The sequence below is a fragment of the Streptomyces sp. NPDC037242 genome, from assembly GCF_055604165.1.
Genome location: NZ_JBVJUY010000046.1, coordinates 40,534 through 56,579, shown reverse-complemented (window position 1 = coordinate 56,579; position 16,046 = coordinate 40,534). Strand labels below are relative to the sequence as shown.

At 73.4% G+C, this 16,046-nt stretch carries 17 protein-coding genes; 9 read left to right on the top strand and 8 right to left on the bottom strand.

The window, feature by feature from the left end:
- Positions 1–110 precede the first annotated feature (110 nt).
- The gene (locus ACZ7GJ_RS35720) at positions 111–1,730 is read left to right on the top strand and encodes a carboxylesterase/lipase family protein (RefSeq protein ID WP_470757832.1); all 1,620 of its coding nucleotides are present in this window, start codon (positions 111–113) and stop codon (positions 1,728–1,730) included.
- Positions 1,731–1,743: 13 nt separating this feature from the next.
- Here ACZ7GJ_RS35720 and ACZ7GJ_RS35715 read toward each other — a convergent pair whose 3' ends face one another.
- Both ACZ7GJ_RS35715 and ACZ7GJ_RS35710 read right to left on the bottom strand, forming a co-directional pair.
- A complete protein-coding gene (locus tag ACZ7GJ_RS35715) occupies positions 1,744–2,820 on the bottom strand; it encodes a DUF2330 domain-containing protein (RefSeq protein ID WP_470757830.1) in 1,077 nt (358 codons plus the stop codon).
- Between the two features lie 45 nt (positions 2,821–2,865).
- The gene (locus tag ACZ7GJ_RS35710) at positions 2,866–3,732 is read right to left on the bottom strand and encodes an NAD-dependent epimerase/dehydratase family protein (RefSeq protein ID WP_470757828.1); all 867 of its coding nucleotides are present in this window, start codon (positions 3,730–3,732) and stop codon (positions 2,866–2,868) included.
- 71 nt (positions 3,733–3,803) lie between these two features.
- Between ACZ7GJ_RS35710 and ACZ7GJ_RS35705 the strand changes: the two genes are divergently transcribed.
- The gene (locus ACZ7GJ_RS35705) at positions 3,804–4,685 is read left to right on the top strand and encodes a LysR family transcriptional regulator (protein ID WP_470757826.1); all 882 of its coding nucleotides are present in this window, start codon (positions 3,804–3,806) and stop codon (positions 4,683–4,685) included.
- Between the two features lie 9 nt (positions 4,686–4,694).
- Here ACZ7GJ_RS35705 and ACZ7GJ_RS35700 read toward each other — a convergent pair whose 3' ends face one another.
- The 3 genes from ACZ7GJ_RS35700 to ACZ7GJ_RS35690 all read right to left on the bottom strand — a co-directional run bounded on the left by ACZ7GJ_RS35700 (position 4,695) and on the right by ACZ7GJ_RS35690 (position 6,992).
- Positions 4,695–5,372: a hypothetical protein gene (locus ACZ7GJ_RS35700; RefSeq protein ID WP_470757824.1), complete on the bottom strand. Its 678-nt coding sequence runs from the start codon at positions 5,370–5,372 to the stop codon at positions 4,695–4,697.
- A 73-nt stretch (positions 5,373–5,445) separates the two neighbouring features.
- Positions 5,446–6,144: a response regulator gene (locus tag ACZ7GJ_RS35695; RefSeq protein ID WP_470757822.1), complete on the bottom strand. Its 699-nt coding sequence runs from the start codon at positions 6,142–6,144 to the stop codon at positions 5,446–5,448.
- A complete protein-coding gene (locus ACZ7GJ_RS35690) occupies positions 6,141–6,992 on the bottom strand; it encodes a sensor histidine kinase (protein ID WP_470757820.1) in 852 nt (283 codons plus the stop codon). The genes ACZ7GJ_RS35695 and ACZ7GJ_RS35690 overlap by 4 nt, the downstream gene beginning before the upstream one ends.
- Before the next feature lie 140 nt (positions 6,993–7,132).
- Here ACZ7GJ_RS35690 and ACZ7GJ_RS35685 point away from each other — a divergent pair, with 140 nt between their 5' ends.
- The 6 genes from ACZ7GJ_RS35685 (at position 7,133) to ACZ7GJ_RS35660 (ending at position 13,356) form a co-directional block, all read left to right on the top strand.
- On the top strand, positions 7,133–7,879 hold the full coding sequence (locus ACZ7GJ_RS35685) for an ABC transporter ATP-binding protein (protein WP_470757818.1): 747 nt from the start codon (positions 7,133–7,135) through the stop codon (positions 7,877–7,879).
- Positions 7,876–10,185: an ABC transporter permease gene (locus ACZ7GJ_RS35680; protein ID WP_470757816.1), complete on the top strand. Its 2,310-nt coding sequence runs from the start codon at positions 7,876–7,878 to the stop codon at positions 10,183–10,185. Before ACZ7GJ_RS35685 ends, ACZ7GJ_RS35680 begins: the two co-directional genes overlap by 4 nt.
- Positions 10,186–10,438: 253 nt before the next feature.
- Positions 10,439–11,086, top strand: a complete 648-nt coding sequence (locus ACZ7GJ_RS35675; RefSeq protein WP_470757841.1) for a TNT domain-containing protein — start codon at positions 10,439–10,441, stop codon at positions 11,084–11,086.
- A complete protein-coding gene (locus tag ACZ7GJ_RS35670) occupies positions 11,083–11,322 on the top strand; it encodes a hypothetical protein (protein WP_470757814.1) in 240 nt (79 codons plus the stop codon). The genes ACZ7GJ_RS35675 and ACZ7GJ_RS35670 overlap by 4 nt, the downstream gene beginning before the upstream one ends.
- Before the next feature lie 69 nt (positions 11,323–11,391).
- Positions 11,392–11,793 carry a hypothetical protein gene (locus tag ACZ7GJ_RS35665; RefSeq protein WP_470757812.1) on the top strand — a complete coding sequence of 134 codons (402 nt, stop codon included), beginning with the start codon at positions 11,392–11,394 and terminating at the stop codon, positions 11,791–11,793.
- Positions 11,794–11,874: 81 nt separating this feature from the next.
- Positions 11,875–13,356 (top strand): condensation domain-containing protein, encoded by a 1,482-nt coding sequence (locus tag ACZ7GJ_RS35660; protein WP_470757810.1) that lies wholly within the window; start codon positions 11,875–11,877, stop codon positions 13,354–13,356.
- A gap of 24 nt (positions 13,357–13,380) precedes the next feature.
- Here the strand turns inward: ACZ7GJ_RS35660 and ACZ7GJ_RS35655 are convergent, their stop codons facing one another.
- A complete protein-coding gene (locus tag ACZ7GJ_RS35655; protein ID WP_470757808.1) occupies positions 13,381–14,622 on the bottom strand; it encodes an RNA polymerase sigma factor in 1,242 nt (413 codons plus the stop codon).
- 115 nt (positions 14,623–14,737) lie between these two features.
- On the bottom strand, positions 14,738–15,094 hold the full coding sequence (locus ACZ7GJ_RS35650) for a YciI family protein (RefSeq protein ID WP_470757806.1): 357 nt from the start codon (positions 15,092–15,094) through the stop codon (positions 14,738–14,740).
- Positions 15,095–15,306: 212 nt separating this feature from the next.
- On the opposite strand from ACZ7GJ_RS35650, the gene ACZ7GJ_RS35645 reads away from it, so the two are divergent.
- Positions 15,307–15,684 (top strand): DoxX family protein, encoded by a 378-nt coding sequence (locus tag ACZ7GJ_RS35645; protein WP_470757805.1) that lies wholly within the window; start codon positions 15,307–15,309, stop codon positions 15,682–15,684.
- Between the two features lie 35 nt (positions 15,685–15,719).
- Here the strand turns inward: ACZ7GJ_RS35645 and ACZ7GJ_RS35640 are convergent, their stop codons facing one another.
- Positions 15,720–15,989: a hypothetical protein gene (locus ACZ7GJ_RS35640; protein WP_470757803.1), complete on the bottom strand. Its 270-nt coding sequence runs from the start codon at positions 15,987–15,989 to the stop codon at positions 15,720–15,722.
- Positions 15,990–16,046: the final 57 nt, after the last annotated feature.

Sequence of the window (16,046 nt, the reverse complement as noted above, 5' to 3'; positions counted from 1 at the left end):
CCCCCCCCCCCCCCCCCCCCCCCCCCCCCCCCCCCCCCCCCCCCCCCCCCCCCCCCCCCCCCCCCCCCCCCCCCCCCCCCCCCCCCCCCCCCTCGACCCCAGGACGACTGATGAAGCGGTTCACCTCAGCAAGACCCCTGCTCGGTACGGTAATTGCCCTTACGGCGCTACTGGCGTCGGCGGCCCCCACCGCGGCTTCGTCCGCCGGATCGCCCGGCTCGCGGGCCACCGGCCCCGAGGGTGCGCGCCCGCAGGTCGCCGTCTCCCAGGGCGTGCTCCGCGGCCAAACGCACGACGGGGCACAGGAGTTCCTCGGCGTTCCCTACGCTGCTCCCCCGGTCGGGGAGTCCCGGTTGCGCGCGCCGCAGCCGCCGCGGCGGTGGAACGGCGTACGGGAGGCGACCCGGCAGGCGCCCGCGTGTCTGCAGTTCTCACCGTACGGGTTGAGGGATCCGCAGGCCGTCAGCGAGGACTGCCTCTACCTCGACGTGTACCGGCCGCGCACCGCGCACGCCGGGGCCCGGTTGCCGGTGGTCCTCTGGCTGCACGGCGGCGCGTACAGCCAGGGCACCGGCACGCAGTTCGGCGGCCGCACGATGGCCGAGCTCACCGGCAGCGTGGTGGTCAGCATCAACTACCGCCTGGGGCAGCTGGGTTACCTGGGGCTGCCCGAGCTGGCCGGGGAGAACGCCCGGCGTTCCGGATCCTTCGGGCTGATGGACCAGGTCGCGGCGCTGCGCTGGACGCGGGAGAACATCGGCGCCTTCGGCGGCGCCCCCGACAGCGTCACGGTCTCCGGGCAGTCCGCGGGCAGCGGGTCGGTCTGCGCGCTGCTGGCCGCCCCGTCCGCCGCGGGCCTGTTCCACCGGGCCGTGTTGCAGAGCGGCCCGTGCACGCTGCTGCGTACGCCGGACCGTGCGCGGGCCGAGGCGGAGGCGCGGGCGTTCGCCGCCCGGGCCGGGTGCGACGAGCCGGCCGGGGTCGCAGCCTGCCTGCGCGCCGCGACGGGTCCCGCGCTGGTCGAAGCGGCCCGTACGCTGCCCACATCGGGTCCGGCGTCGGGCGACGGGCTGCTCCCGCTGGATCCGGCCGCCGCCATCGGGGCCGGGACCTGGAACAGGGTGCCGGTGCTGATCGGGAGCACCCGATCCGAGGCGCGGTTCTTCGTCGCGCTGTCGCAGCCGTACCTGACGGCGGAGCAGTACACCGCGCAGATCCTGGCGGGTTACGGGGCTTCGGGGCCGCAGGTGCTCGCGCGCTATCCGCTGTCCGCCTACGCTTCGCCGTACCTGGCGATGTCGGCCGTCATGACGGACTCGACCTTCGCCTGCCACACGGCGTGGACGGCGCAGCTCTTCGCCACGCAAGTACCCACGTATGTATACGAGTTCGACGACCCGGACTCGCCGACGCTGGCCGGGGCGCAGCTGCCCGGCCTGGACGAGTCCAATGCGCACAGCGCCGAGCTGGCCTATCTGCACGACTTCACGATGGGCGATCGCCCGCTGACCCCGGCGCAGAGCGCGCTGGGCGACCGGATGAAGCGGTACTGGGGCGCCTTCGCCCGATTCGGTGCGCCGGTCGTGCCGGGGCAGGCCCGGTGGCCGGCGACCGATGTCCGAGGTACGGTCCTCACGCTCAACCCCGAGTCGACGCAGGCGGGTTCAGCCTTCTCGGCGGACCACCAGTGCGGCTTCTGGGCGACGCAGCCGCCCCGCCCGGTGCGCTAGGGGGTGTCCCGCGTCAGGTGGCGCTGCTCCGGCGGCGGCTGCGCAGCCGCAGTCCGACGAGCAGCGCCGCCACGGCCGCCGCGGTGGCGCCCGCCACTGTCAGGAGCCAGACCGGGATCCCGCCCGCGACGGTCAGCAGCTCGTCGTGGTAGATCGCGCGGCGGTACGGGGTGTCGGAGGCGTCGGCGCTCAGTACGTGGTCGCCGTTGATGCGGCCGGGTTCCGGGAACTCCTGCTCGATGGCGGTGAGGAAGGCCGGCTCGCCGCCGGTGAGCCCGGCCAGGGAGTCCTTCGGGGTGATGGTTCCGGCGAAGGTCACCTTCGGGGCGGCGCCCCCGATCGGGGAGTCGGGCTCCATACGGTGGTCGGCCAGGACGTACAGGCTCAGGGACTGGGCGGACTTGGCCAGCCGGGAGAGCCGCATCGGGTAGATCAGCCGGTCGCTGTCGAAGCGGATCCGCAGCGGGTCGAGGTGGCCCTGCAAGGTCTTGCCCTGCTGTCGCGGGGCGAGGCGGACGGCGACGTACTCCCACTTCTGGTCGACGTACGGCTTCAGTTCGGCGGCGAGGCCGTCGGGCAGCTTGAAGCCGTTGTCCTCCAGCCAGTTCCGCAGCGCGTCGGGATCGGTCGCGGTCAGCCGGGCGACGTCGAAGTCCCCGAGCTGCTCGCGGCCCACGACGTCGACCGAGCGGGCGGCGCCGGGCGCGGGGGCTCCGACCATGTCCCCGGACCCGGAGGAGAAGGGCCAGTCCTTCTCTCCCGGCCAGAAGTGGTGGCGGGCCTTGCGCTCGGGCCGGGTCAGCCAGGTGAGTTCGCCGAACATGGCCCCGTCGGCGAGTTCCACGGTCGCCCGCCCCGGAACGGGCATGATCCAGGCCGCCCGGGGCGCGTCCCCCCGGACGGTGAACCTCATTACGATCTGTTCCGTGCGGCCGTCCCAGCGCACGACGGAGGTCTCCTGTTCGACCCCGATCCGGGAGTAGCCCTCGGGGATCATCGCCCCGCAGCCGCAGGCGTACGCCGGGTTCACCAGGGAGCCCAGCTGCGTCGTGAGCAGGGCGAACAGCAGTACCAGGATTCTTCGTTTCATCCACACGGGTCCTCAGACGGCCGCCGCCGTCATCCGGTTCCGGTATCAGAACGCGGTCTGCGCCCCGGTCCGCGCCGCGGCCGCCGTCTCGTCGATGGCCCCGGGCAGCCAGTCCGCGACCCGGCCGAATTCGAAGCCCAGCGCGGCGGCCCGCCCGTTGTCCAGGGCGTAGGCCCGGTCGAAGGAGAACGGCGAGGCGGCGGCGCCGTCCTCGACCACCCGGTACCGCGGCCGCCGGCCGACGCGCGAGGCGACGAGCTCGGACAGTTCGCGCACGTCCGGCGCGCCGTGCGAGGCGGCGTCGATCGGACCGGTGAAGCTCTGCTCCGCCGCCCAGTGCAGGAAGCGCGCGATCTCCCGGTGGTGGATGAAGGAGGTCGGGTACGGGTCTTCGTGCACGGCCACCGGCCGCCCGGCGCCGATCCGCTCGACGTAGTGCGCGAGGCGGCCCGTGAACTCCTCGTCGCCGCCGCCCAGGACGTGCGCGGTGCGGACGGCTGCGAAGTCGAAGGGCGGGGTCCCGTCCGGGTTCCCGGCGAGGAACACCGCCTCCGCCTCCCGCTTGCCCTCGGCGTAGCGCAGGGCTTCGGGGGTCGGCGGCGCGGGGTCGTACACCTCCATCGTGGAGGTCATCACGTACCTCCGGGTGCGCCCGGCGAAGACGCGGCGGGCGATGTCGGCCTGGCGGGGCGTGTAGCAGACCTGGTCGACGACCACGTCGAAGGTGCGGGTGCCCAGCGCGCTGCGGAGCCGCTCCTCGTCGTCGCGGTCGGCGACGAGGTGGCCGACTCCGTCTGGGGGCGCGACGCGGCCCCGGTTGAGCACGCTCACCTCGTGCCCGGCCTCCCGCAACCGCGTGACCAGCAGCTTCCCGAAATACCGGCTGCCTCCGACGACAAGAATTCGCTTCATGGGTTCGAGACTGCCGTTGTATCGTCCCCAGCGGTACTGATCAGATGCTGGTCCCGTCGTAAGGAAAACTGATGATCGACGTGCACGGGTTGCGCATCCTGAGGGCGGTGGCCGAGCACGGGAGCTTCAACCGGGCGGCCGGGGCCCTGCTCCTGACACCGTCGGCCGTCTCCCAGCAGATCGCCTCGCTGGAGCGCAGCCTCGGCCACCCGGTGGCGGTGCGCTCCACGCGCGGGGTCACCCTCACCGAGCCGGGCCGGCTGCTGGTGGAGGCGGCGGAGAACATCTCCGCCGAACTGGACCAGGTCCGCCGGGAGATCGACCGGCTCACGGCCGGGCGGCCGCGGATGACGGTCGCCACCTTCTCCAGCGGGGGTCGGCACCTGCTGCCGCACGCACTGTCCCGGTTCGTGGCCGCGCACCCGGACGTGGAGTTGACGGTCGTGGAGGCCGAACCGGAGGCCGCGGTGCCGATGGTGCGCTCCGGCGCCGCCGATCTGGCACTGACGTACCACTTCGACGGTCCGCTGCCGTTGCGGGCGGGGCTGGACTGGCTGCCGCTGATGGACGATCCGCTGTGGCTGCTGCTGCCGGCAGGCCACCGCCTGGCCGGGCGGGAGGCGGTCGGCCTCGCCGAACTCGCCGGGGAGCGCTGGGTGCTCGGCTGTCTGAAGACCGAGGCGTACCTGCGCCGGTACGCCTCGCTCGCCGGGTTCGATCTACGGGTGGCGGCTGCCACCTCGGACTATTTCTTCGCGCAGAGCCTGGTCGCGGCGGGCGTCGGTGTCGCGCTGATCCCGCAGGTGTCCCTGGAGCCGGCCGCCGCGCTCACCGCCGTACGGGTCGAGCCCCCGCGCCCCGCCCGGCACATCGGGGTGCTCTCCCCGCTGCGGCGCCGCCGCCGGCCGTACGCCGAGGCACTGACCGAGGCGCTGGCCGCGGCGGCGGGCTGATCCCGCGTGCTACGGCGCGGCCGGGTCCGGGGTGAGGGCGCCCACCAGGGGCTCGACCGGGGAGCCCTCCTTGACGGTCACCGGGATGCCGCCGGCCGCCTTCTCCAGCTGCTTCTTGAACTCCGCCGAGGCCGCCCCCTCGGCGGAGGTGGTCACCTCCAGGCCCGTGGCGCCTGGGCTCGCGGAGCAGGTGTGTTTCGGGAGGGCGGTGTCGAGGGCCATGACCTTGTTCATCGCGGCGCGCAGGACCCGGTGCGTGTACGGGCTCAGGTAGAGGTCGGCCCGGCTCGGGTCTGCCTCCGGGTCCGTCTGGTGGGCCGCGGCCACCAGGAGGCGGCCCCGGGCCAGGTCGGTGACGCACACGGCCACGCGTCCCGCGGGGTGGTCGGTGATCTGGGTGGAGTAGACGTCGGCGAAGGCGCCGCGTCCTTGCGCGCCGACGGCCTGGGACAGCCGCGTCGCCTCGGGGGTGTTGGCCGGGGTGCCGTCGATCAGGGTCGGGGGGCTCTGCGGGCTTTGGGTATCGATCACCGGGCACGGCCGGGCCCGCTCGGCCAGGGGATCTGCGGGCGACGCCGGCATCGCCTGTCCGGTCGGGCCCTCCTTCGTCGCGGTGCCGCAGCCGGTGAGCAGTACGGCGACGGTGAGAGCTGCCATGCACGTGAACTGGGCTGTGGTTCTGCGCATCGTCCTTCATCCCCCTCGGATATCCGGTGCCGGTCGGCGCGTCTGGGACGCGCCGACCGGTCTCCCGGTTCCGTCAGGGCGAGGCCGGCTTGACGAGACCGGTCTCGTAGGCCACGACCACGGCCTGGGCCCGGTCGCGCAGGGCCAACTTGGCGAAGATGCGGGCCACATGGGTCTTCACCGTGGCCTCGCTGAGGGTCAGCTCGCGGGCCAGTTCGGCGTTGGACAGGCCCTGCCCCATGAGGGTGAGCACCTCGCGCTCGCGCGGGGTGAGGGCCTCCAGCTCGCGGTGGGACGCCGGGACCCGGCCGGTCCGCGGCGCGGTGGCCGCGCAGCGCTCCACCAGACGGCGGGTGATCGAGGGGGCCAGCAGCGCGTCACCGGTGTCGACGAGCCGTACGGCGGCGGCGAGGTGTTCCGGGGTGACGTCCTTGAGCAGGAACCCGCTGGCTCCGGCGGAGAGGGCGGCATACACGTACTGGTCGAGGTCGAAGGTGGTCAGCATGATCACCCGGCAGTCCGGGGCCTCGGCGAGGATCCGCCGGGCGGCCTCCAGCCCGTCCATGCGCGGCATCCGGATGTCGAGCAGTACGACGTCCGGGCGCAGTCGGCGCACCTCGGACACCGCCTCCACCCCGTCGGCGGCCACGCCCACCACCTGGATCCCACGGGCCATCAGGATGAGCCGGAACCCGGTGCGGACAAGCTCCTGGTCGTCGGCGATGAGCACCCGGGGCCCTGCGGCCGGGGCAGGCCCCGGCTCCACGGTCACGGCCGGTCCAGGGGAAGGCGGGCCCGGACCCGGTAGCCCCCGCCGAGGCGGCGGCGGGCGTCGAGGTCACCGCCGTACACGGCGACGCGCTCCCGCAGGCCCGTGAGCCCGCGCCCGGCGCCGTCGGCCCTGATCCCCGCGGGGCGGTCCCCCGACAGGACGCTGGGCCCGTCGTTGAGCACCTCCACCCGCAGGGCGTGTTCCGCATACCGCACCGTCACCTCGGCCCTCACCCCTTCCCCGTGCTTGAGCGCGTTGGTCAGCGCCTCCTGGATGATCCGGTACGCCGTGACGTCGATCCCGGGCGGCAGCGGGCGCGGCTCGCCGGATATCCGCACCTCCACGGGCAGGCCGGCGAAGGCGATCCGGTCGATGAGCGGGCTGAGCCGGCTCAGGCTCGGCTGCGGTGTCAGCTCCACCTCCCCGGCCGTGCCGTACGGCTCGTCCCGGCCGTCCTGCGCGGGTGCGAGGAGGCCGAGCAGGTGGCGCAGTTCCGTCATCGTGGTGCGCCCGGCGTTCTCCACGGCGCCCATCGCGGCCGCGGCCTCGTCCGGCATCGTGCCCAGCACCTCGCGGGCGGCTCCGGCCTGAACCACCATCAGGCTGACGTTGTGGCTGACTATGTCGTGGAGCTCGGCGGCGATGCGGGCCCGCTCGGCATCAACGGCGCTGCGGGCCGCGCTCTCCCGCTCCCGCTCCAGCAGCCAGCCGCGCTCCTCGATCGCCGTCCGGTGGGCGCGGCGCGCGCGGACGAGCGCAACACCCAGCCAGCCTGCCGCGAGCGTCGCCGCGCAGGCCGCCGTCACCGCTCCGATCAGCCATCCCACTTCGTCCCCCTCAAGATCCACGCCCCTACAGCTTCGCAGGCCTCCCGTGTAGTCCGCATCCCTCCGGCGAGGCTGCTCGCGTACATCCCCGGTATGACCCGCCCCGTTGCTTACATCCGGGGGCCGACGCACACCGCCCGCCCTCCTTCTAGGTTCGTGGCATGACAACCAATCACGACAGCGCCCGCCAGGTGGTCGTGCGCCTCGACGGTGTGCACAAGGAGTACGGCGACGCGAAGGCGCTCGACGGGCTGTCCCTGGAGATCCGCAAGGGCGACGCGGTCGCGGTGATGGGCCCGTCCGGCTGCGGCAAGTCGACGCTGCTCAACATGGTCGCGGGCCTGGACCGCCCGACCGCGGGCACGGTGCAGGTGCACGGCCAGGACCTGGGGAAGCTGACCGAGACCGGTCTGGCGATGTTCCGCAGGCGCGACGTCGGCATGATCTTCCAGTTCTTCAACCTCATCGACGACCTGCCGGCCCTCGACAACGTCGCCCTGGCCGCCCAGTTGACCGGCACCTCCGCCCGGCAGGCCCGCCGCCGGGCCCTGGAGCTCCTCGACGAGCTCGGCATCGCGGACCGCCGCGACAACTACCCGGCCACGCTGAGCGGCGGCGAGCGCCAGCGCGTCGCCGTGGCCCGGGCCCTGATGAACCGTCCGGCGCTGCTGCTGGCCGACGAGCCCACCGGCGCCCTCGACAGCCGCTCGGGCGAGCAGGTGATGGACCTGCTGATCGACCTGAACCAGATCGGCCAGACCCTGCTGATCGTCACCCACGACCCGAAGCTGGCCACCCGCTGCGCCAGTCGCCTGGTCGAGATGGCCGACGGCCGGGTGGCGCGCGAGCGCTCGCTGGACGACCTGGACGGGCGTGCGGCCGTCGGCGGCATCGGGGCGACGGCATGAGCGCCGTGTGGCGGGCCGCCCGCGCCGCCGTCAGGCGCCGCCGGCTCCAGACGTTCGTCATCGGGCTCGTCGTCCTGTGCTCCACCACCACCGTGCTGCTCGCACTGGCCCTCCTCGACGCCTCCTCGGGCCCGTTCGACAAGGCGTACGCCGCCCAGCGCGGGGCGCACGCGGTGGTCACCTACGACACCCGCAAGGTCTCGGACGAACAGCTCGCGCAGACGGCCCACCGCCCGGGTGTGGCGGCCGCCGCGGGGCCGTTCCACCAGAGCGTCATCGACGTACCCGGGGACTGGCTCTGGATGCCGGCCGGCCCGCTGACCGTGGTGGGCCGGGCCGACCCCGGTGGTCCGGTGGACCGCGTCGAACTGACGCTGGGCCGCTGGGCCGACGCACCCGGCGAGATCGTCGTCAACAGTTCCTCCGGCGGCACTCCCCACGCCGGGCTCCTCGGTACGAAGCTGGAGGTTCCCGGGGTCCCGCCGCTCACGGTCGTCGGATTCGCCACCAGCATGAGCAAGTCCGCCGCAGCGTGGGTGACTCCGGGACAGCTGGCGGCGCTGCACCCGTCGTCCGCGCAGATGCTCTACCGGTTCGCGGACTCCGCGACGGACGCCGGGCTGAAGGCCTCGCTGGCCGGGACCACCGCCGCGCTGCCCCCGGACGCGGTGACCGCCTCCCAGTCCCATCTCACCCTCAAGAAGGCCTTCTCGGCGCGGGCCGACGCCTATCTCCCCTTCATGGCCCTTTTCGGTGTCCTCGGCCTGCTGGTCGCCACCCTCATCGTCGGCAACGTGATCAGTGGCGCCGTGGTCTCCGGCTACCGGCACATCGGCGTGCTCAAGGCCCTGGGCTTCACGCCGGGCCAGGTCGTCGCCGTCTACCTGACGATGGTCTCGGTGCCCGCCGTCGTCGGATGCGTGCTCGGCACCCTGCTCGGCAACGCGCTGGCCGGCCCCATCCTGGAGATCGCCTTCTCCGGCATCGAGACCGGCCGGGCCTCCGTCGCCACGGTCGCCCCCCGGACCAACCTCCTCTGCCTGACGGGCATCCCGGCCCTCGTCCTGTTCACCGCGCTGCTCCCGGCCCTGCGGGCGCACCGGCTGCCGGCCGCCCTGGCGATCAGCACCGGCGGTGCGCCGAGGACCGGCCGCGGGCTGCGCGTCCAGCGCCTGCTCGCCTCGACCCGGCTGCCGCGCGCGGTCAGCCTGGGACTGGGCCAGCCGTTCGTCCGCCCGGCCCGCACGCTGCTGACCATGGCCGCCATCGTCCTCGGTGTCACGACGGTGACCCTGGCGACCGGTCTGACCAGCACGATGCTCGCGTACGGGGAGGCCTCCCGGGGAGACGAGGGCCCGCGGGTCGACGTACTGACGGGCACGCCCGGCGGCCGCGGCCTGCAACCGGCGATCGGCGACGCGCAGATCGAGGAACGGCTGCGCTCCCTGCCGGGGGCGCGGCGGATCGAAGCCCGCGCGCTCGCGCAGGTGAGCCTGGTGGGGCACACACAGCCCGCCTTCGCGAGCTTCTACCGCGGGGACCCTCGCCCGGCGACCGGCCAGATCGCGGCGGGCCGGCTGCCCCGGGGGGCGGGCGAGATCGTGGTCGGCCCGCAGTTCCTGACCGAGCGGGGGCTGTCCGTCGGCGACAAGGTGACGCTGGAGCTGAACGGTCGCCAGGTGCCTTCGGTCATCGTCGGGGAACTGATCGAGGGCGATGCCCGGAACCTGGACTCCACCGGGGAGACGCTCGACCTGCTCGCCCCCGGCACCCGCGCGGTCGACTACACGGTCCGCCTCGCCCCCGGCACCGACGCCCGCGCCTATGCCGATGCGGTCGACGCGATCGATCCGGGCCTCAAGGCGGAGACGGAGCGGTCCACGAACACCGCGACCGTCACCGTCGTCGGCTTCTCGTCGGTGTTCACCGTGCTGCTGACCGTCGTCGCCTCGCTCGGCGTCTTCAACACCGTGCTCCTGAACATCCGGGAGCGCCGCCGCGACCTGGGCATGCTCAAGTCGATCGGGATGACCCCGCGCCAGGTCGTCGTGATGACGGTGACCTCCGTGGCGGGCGTGGGCGCGGTCGGCGGAATGCTGGGGCTCCCGCTCGGGATCGTCGCGCACCGGCTGGTCGTGGACAACCTCGGCATGGTCCGCTTCCCGGAGGCCATGAAGGACGTGTGGCACGCACCCCAACTGGCCGCGCTGCTGCTCGCGGGTGTCGCCATCGCCGTCCTGGGTTCCCTCGCCCCGGCCCGTTCGGCGGCCCGGCTGACGATCGCCTCGGTCCTGCACACGGAGTAGACGGTTTTGAGCCTGAAATGCCCCAGCTCAGGGCCGTATCCCGGCGCTCACGGCTCCGGAGCCGGCGCTCCACGGCGTCGGCCCGGGCCTGCGCCCGACCCCGACACGGATGGCCGGTTAGCGCCCGGCGTTGATCACTCTCCGGCGATCTTTCACTACTGTGTGCCGCGCATCGACAGCCGCCGTCACCCCCGAGGAGTCCCGCGTGGAGCGCAGCCGTACCGACCTGAGGATCCGTGCCGTCCTCGCCGCGATGGGCGTCACCGCCGCCCTCGCGGCCGCCCCCGCCGCCCAGGCAGCCCCGGCCGGGCCGGCCGCTCCCCCGGCCGCGGCCGCGGCGAAGGCCCCCTGCACCGGCGAGTTCGAGGGCGACAAGCGGCTGGGCCCGGAGCACCTGCCGCACAAGTGGCAGCAGCCGGTCGGGCCCCTGCTCAAGCACTACCACCGCACCGGAAAGCTCTCCTCCGCCGACTTCCTGAAGAAGTACTGGGAGGGGCCGGCCGACACGGGCACCTGGAAGTACCCGCCGAACGACGGGTTCGGCGAGGTCAACGGCACCGTCGACAAGGCCCCCGCGCTGCTGGCCGAGGGGGAGCGCCTGGACCGCTTCGGCTCGGAGTTCGGCTCGTACCTCGCCCCGGCCGGTGACCCGTACGCCAAGCGCGCGCTGCCCCCGCAGAACCTCAACACCCGGGACGCGGCCTTCCCGTGCGACTACCACGCCTACCGGGTGACCAAGCCGTTCGTCGTCTGGGAGGGCTCCATCGCCCCCTGGTTCGAGCAGCCGGGCGGCGGTCGGCAGATCAAGCTCGACGCGGCCTTCCTCGACCCGGGCGCGGGCCAGCGCCTGAACGTCAAGTGGCTGCTCGACAACGGCTATCTGGCCCCCGCCCCCGCGTGAGCCACCGGCAGGCGCTCGAACGGGCACTCCGGGAGGCCGGGGTGCCCGCCGGGTACTACTGGATCGAGGGCGTCCACGAGCCCGCGCCCACCCCGACGGACTTCGTGTACCTGCGCGCCCGGCCGGACGGCGGCTGGGAGACCGGGGTGTTCGAGCGGGGCGCGTACGAGCCCGTCGCCGGGCACACCACCGAGGCCGGGGCCTGTGCCCACCTCCGCACCCTGCTGGGCTGCTGAAACGCGGTCTCCGGACGCGCACTAGAGTGCGGCGGGGAACAGTGGCACCAGGGCGCAGGGGGCGCGGGGATGATCGAGCCGTGGGTGTTGGGGATGGTCAACGGCATCCTCTACAACGCGATGTACCACAGCTGCGGCTTGGAGCTGGGCGACGAACTGGTCAGCCGCTACGCCCTCGCCCTCCAGGTCGAGCCGGTCACCGACCGGCCGATCCCCGCGCAGGTGGCGAGCCTGCGCGCCGCCGCGCTCCACGACGAGCCGCTGACGGCCGGCTTCACGCCGTACCCCGGCCAACAGCCCTACGGGGAGAGCGAGTTCCGCGCCTTCCTGATCCGCGTGGCCGACGAACTCGAATCCCAGTACCCCTGGCCGCAGGCCCGCACCACCCGGCCGCAGCCCCACGGCTCCGGGCCGGCGACCCCCGACTCGCCACTGCGCCGCCTCCTGCGGCCCCTGCTCCGCCGCCGGTGAACCCCCCAGGTGGGCGTCACTTCCGTGGGGCGGGTGTCGTTAGGGCCTCGGGGTTGACTCTGGGGGCGAAGGGATGACGGAATGCGGCAGTTTCCTCTGGAGATGCACCACATGGCACCCGGCCGGGTCGTCGAATGGCGGTTGCGGTCCACTGCGGCGGAGGCCTGCGGGCCGGACGACGCGGCGGACCGGCAGGCGTCCTTCAACCAGGACAAGCACTTCACCGTCGCCGAGGAGAGCCGCGCCGACGGCGACCCGATCGCCTCGTGGGTGGCGGTCACCTTCGAGGTCGCCGGAGCACTCGACGAGGACGCGCTGACCCGGTCCCTGCTGGCCTTCGTGCAGCGTCACGAGGTGCTGCGCTGCGAGTTCCGCCGTCTCGCGGGCGAGTTGGCGTGCGCGCCCATCCCTCCCGACGAACTCGCCCTCGACTCCGAGCCGGTGGCCGCCTTCGAGACGTCCGGGGCCCTCAAGCACTTCCTCGTCGAACGGTTCAAGCGGAGCATCGACACCCTGTCGTGGCCGCTGTTCACGATGGGCGCCGTCCTGCGCGAGGACTCCGCGACCGTGTACCTGGCCTTCGACCACATCGTCTGCGACGGCCTGTCGATGCCGATCGTGGTCAAGGACGTACAGGGCGTGTACGAGGCCCTGTGTCGCGGCGAGGAGCACGTCGTCGAGCCCGCGCCGAGCTATCTCGACTTCGCCGAGGAGCAGCGCAGCCGCTACCTGTCCATCGACGCCACCGACGAACGGCTGGACAACTGGAAGGCGTTCATCGCGCGCGGCGGCGGCGAGTTCTTCCCGCGCTTCCCGCTCGAACTCGGTGTGGAGCCGGGCCGGATGTACCCGATCGTCAGCGAGGCCTCGCAACTGCTGGACGCCGGCGAGGCCGAGGTGTTCGAGAAGGCCTGTCTGGCGGTCGACGGCAAGCCCTTCATGGGGTTGCTCGCCGCCGTCGCCGTCTGTCTGCGCGAGGCCGGCGGACCGGGTGTCTACCGCGGGTTCCTGCCGGTGAGCGAGCGCGGCCGGTCCGGCTGGTCGGACTCGATCGGCTGGTTCGTCAACACGATGCCCATCGAGTTCGACGCCTCGCCGGGCCGGGACTTCGCCCAGGTCATCGCCGCCGTACGGGCCGGATTCAGCGAGATGCTCGAACACATCGACGTCCCGTTCGTCCGGGCCTGGCAGTTGCTGGCGCCCGAGGAGTTCGGCGCCCGCTCCTGGCCCTACCCGGTGAACTTCTTCTCGTACATCGACATGCGCCGGTGTCCGGGCGCCGAGCGGCACGAGGACTGGCGGCCCTCGACCCATGTGTGGTCGGCGACCGCGAACGGCACCTGCTCCTGGTTCCAGCGGGACAGGGAGGGGCTGCACATGAACTCCATGTACGTGGACACTCCCGTCGCCCGGCGCACCATGGAGGACTTCCAGGAGGCATTGCGGCTGACGGTCCGTGAGATCGCCCGGTACGGCTCGCTGCGCCGGCCCATCGCGCTGACGGCGCCGCGCCGGCCGGTGCGCACCCCGCTCGACGTCGCCGGGTACGGCCGCCGGGCCTGACGGGGCGGCGCGGCCGCGGGCGCGTCAGCCTTCGAGGCGGGCGGCGCGCCTGCGCAGCAGGGCCTGTTCCCGCGCGTTGCGCGTGAGCGAGGCGGCCCGTTCGAACTCCGCCCGGGCCTCCGCCCGCCGGCCGAGCCGCTCCAGCAGGTCTCCCCGTACGCTCGGCAGCAAGTGGTAGGCGCGCAGGGCCGGTTCCGCCGTCAGCGCGTCCACCAGCGCGAGCGCCGGCCCGGGGCCGTCGGCCATGGAGACCGCGACCGCCCGGTTGAGCTCGACCACCGGTGACGGGACCAGTACGACCAGGCGCTCGTAGAGGGTGGCGATGGTCCGCCAGTCGGTGTCCTCGTAGCGCACGGCGTCCGCGTGGCAGCCCGCGATGGCGGCCTGGAGGGAGTACGGGCCGGTGCCGGCGCGGTGCATGGCCTCGACTCCGCGGCGGATCAGCATGCGGTTCCACTTGGACCGGTTCTGGTCGGCGAGGAGCACCGGCTCGCCGTCGGGGCCGGTGCGGGTGGCGATCCGGGAGGCCTGGAACTCCAGGAGCGCCACCAGCCCGTGCACCTCGGGTTCCTTGGGCATGAGGGCGGCGAGGACGCGGGCCAGCCGGAGCGCGTCCTCGCAGAGGGCGGGGCGGACGAGGTCGTCGCCGGCGGTCGCCGAGTAGCCCTCGTTGAAGACGAGGTAGATGACCTCCAGGACGGAGGCGAGCCGTTCCTCGCGGTCGGCTCCGTACGGGACCTCGAACGGCACCCCGGCCTTGGCCAGCGCCCGCTTCGCCCGGACGATCCGCTGGGCGACGGTCGGCTCGGTGGTGAGGAAGGCGCGGGCGATCTCCGGGGTGGTGAGCCCGCCGATCAGGCGCAGGGTGAGGGCGATGCGGGCATCGGTGGCGAGCACCGGGTGGCAGGCGGTGAAGACCAGCCGGAGCAGGTCGTCGTCGATGTCCTCCGGGTCGGCCGGCTCGGCGGGCGGTGCTACGTCCTCCAGGGTCCGGCCGACCTCGGCGAGCTTGCGCGCGTACGCCTCCTTGCGGCGGACGAGGTCGATCGCGCGGCGTTTGGCGGTGGTCGTCAGCCAGGCGCCGGGCCGGTCGGGGATGCCCGACTGCGGCCACTGTTCCAGGGCGGCGACCAGGGCGTCCTGCGCGAGCTCCTCGGCGATGCCGACGTCGCGCACGATCCGGGCCACCCCCGCGATGATCCGGGCGGACTCGATCCTGAACACCGCTTCGACCGCCTGGGCCGTGCTCGCTGCCGTCACGGCCACCCATCAGAGCAGCCGTGACGCGGCAGGGCAAACGCGGATCGCGGGTCGCGGGTCGCGGGTCGCGGGTCGCGGGTCGCGGGTCGCGGGTCGCGGATCAGGAATCAGGGATCGCGGATCACATCTCCTGGATCTCCCGGACCTCGGCGCCGACGTTCCAGCTCGCCGGGTGGATCTCGAGGAAGCGCTTGGTCCACTCCATGGCCTCGGCCTTGTCCTTGCACTGGGTGATGGAGTAGCCGCCGACGACCTCCTTGGTCTCGGTGAAGGGGCCGTCGGTGTAGCTGATCTTTCCGCCGGACCAGCTGAGCCGGGTGCTCTGGGAGGTGGGCAGCAGCCCGGCGGTGTCGAGCATGACGCCGGCCTTGGTGATCTCCTCCAGCAGCGCGCCCATGCGCTTCTCGAAGTCGGCGGGGAATTCCTCGGGGGGCAGGTTCTGCTCGTCGATGCGGATCAGGGTCAGGAAGCGCGGCATGGTGACTCCTCGGTCGTGAGGGCGGGGGCTCTCCCCGCCTCTCACCCCTGCGTCGAACGGGAGCCGCCCGGATCGACGGCTCCCCGGGAAATTCTTCAAAGAATCCTGCGGGGCGGCCACCGGGGGGTGCCGACGGCCCTCGCGGGCCCCTGCCCGCCGTGGCTACCGGCGAGTAGGATCACCGGGCCCAAGCCCTCAGAGAGGAACTCCCGATGCCGCGCACCCCCTCCTCCCCCGCGCTCCTCGCCGGCCTGCTCGCCACGGCTGCGGTGGCGCACGCCGTCGCGCCGAAGCAGTTCGACGCGACCGTCCCGCGCTCGCTGCCCGGCACCCCGCGGCAGTGGACGTACGCGAGCGGCGTGGCGGAGCTGGCGCTTGCCGTCGGGGTCGCCCACCCGCGCACCCGCCGGGCGGCGGCGCTGGCGACGGCGGTGTTCTTCGTCGGCGTGTTCCCGGCGAACGTCAAGATGGCGGTGGACGCGCGCCACGGATCCCCGGGTGTGCGGGCCGCGACGATCGGGCGGCTGCCCCTGCAGATCCCGCTCGTCCTGTGGGCCCGCAGCGTCAGCCGGGGCGCAGCGGCCGGCTGAGCCGAGCGGGCCGGGCGCGGGCGGGGCGGGGCCGGTCAGGGGCTGTCGCCCGCCCAGTCCCAGCGGTCCCCACCGCCCGCGCGGCGGCGGTAGTGGGCCCGGCCGCCCGCGCCGTACCGCCCTATCTCCGTGGGGAGCCGGGCCTCTTCGGCCAGTTGGCGCCCGCTCCAGCCGGTGATGTCCAGGAGGAGCCCGTCGAGGGGACCGCCCACGAGCTCGCCGTAGACATGGCCGGGCTGCGGGCCGGGGTCGGGGTCGTCGTGGTCGGCGCCGTAGACCCGGCGCCGGAGCATCCTGTCGTCCATGCGGCCCAGCTTCGCAGCCGGCACTGACAATGGAGTCCGCCGTACGGATCACCGCGC

Bases quoted from the DNA above. Each gene is read 5' to 3' on its own strand.
- ACZ7GJ_RS35640 (WP_470757803.1), bottom strand. From the start codon at position 15,989: ATGGACGACAGGATGCTCCGGCGCCGGGTCTACGGCGCCGACCACGAC.
- ACZ7GJ_RS35660 (WP_470757810.1), top strand. From the start codon at position 11,875: ATGCGGCAGTTTCCTCTGGAGATGCACCACATGGCACCCGGCCGGGTC.
- ACZ7GJ_RS35710 (WP_470757828.1), bottom strand. From the start codon at position 3,732: ATGAAGCGAATTCTTGTCGTCGGAGGCAGCCGGTATTTCGGGAAGCTG.
- ACZ7GJ_RS35705 (WP_470757826.1), top strand. From the start codon at position 3,804: ATGATCGACGTGCACGGGTTGCGCATCCTGAGGGCGGTGGCCGAGCAC.
- ACZ7GJ_RS35665 (WP_470757812.1), top strand. From the start codon at position 11,392: ATGATCGAGCCGTGGGTGTTGGGGATGGTCAACGGCATCCTCTACAAC.
- ACZ7GJ_RS35680 (WP_470757816.1), top strand. From the start codon at position 7,876: ATGAGCGCCGTGTGGCGGGCCGCCCGCGCCGCCGTCAGGCGCCGCCGG.
- ACZ7GJ_RS35675 (WP_470757841.1), top strand. From the start codon at position 10,439: ATGGGCGTCACCGCCGCCCTCGCGGCCGCCCCCGCCGCCCAGGCAGCC.
- ACZ7GJ_RS35685 (WP_470757818.1), top strand. From the start codon at position 7,133: ATGACAACCAATCACGACAGCGCCCGCCAGGTGGTCGTGCGCCTCGAC.
- ACZ7GJ_RS35715 (WP_470757830.1), bottom strand. From the start codon at position 2,820: ATGAAACGAAGAATCCTGGTACTGCTGTTCGCCCTGCTCACGACGCAG.
- ACZ7GJ_RS35700 (WP_470757824.1), bottom strand. From the start codon at position 5,372: ATGCGCAGAACCACAGCCCAGTTCACGTGCATGGCAGCTCTCACCGTC.
- ACZ7GJ_RS35645 (WP_470757805.1), top strand. From the start codon at position 15,307: ATGCCGCGCACCCCCTCCTCCCCCGCGCTCCTCGCCGGCCTGCTCGCC.
- ACZ7GJ_RS35720 (WP_470757832.1), top strand. From the start codon at position 111: ATGAAGCGGTTCACCTCAGCAAGACCCCTGCTCGGTACGGTAATTGCC.
- ACZ7GJ_RS35650 (WP_470757806.1), bottom strand. From the start codon at position 15,094: ATGCCGCGCTTCCTGACCCTGATCCGCATCGACGAGCAGAACCTGCCC.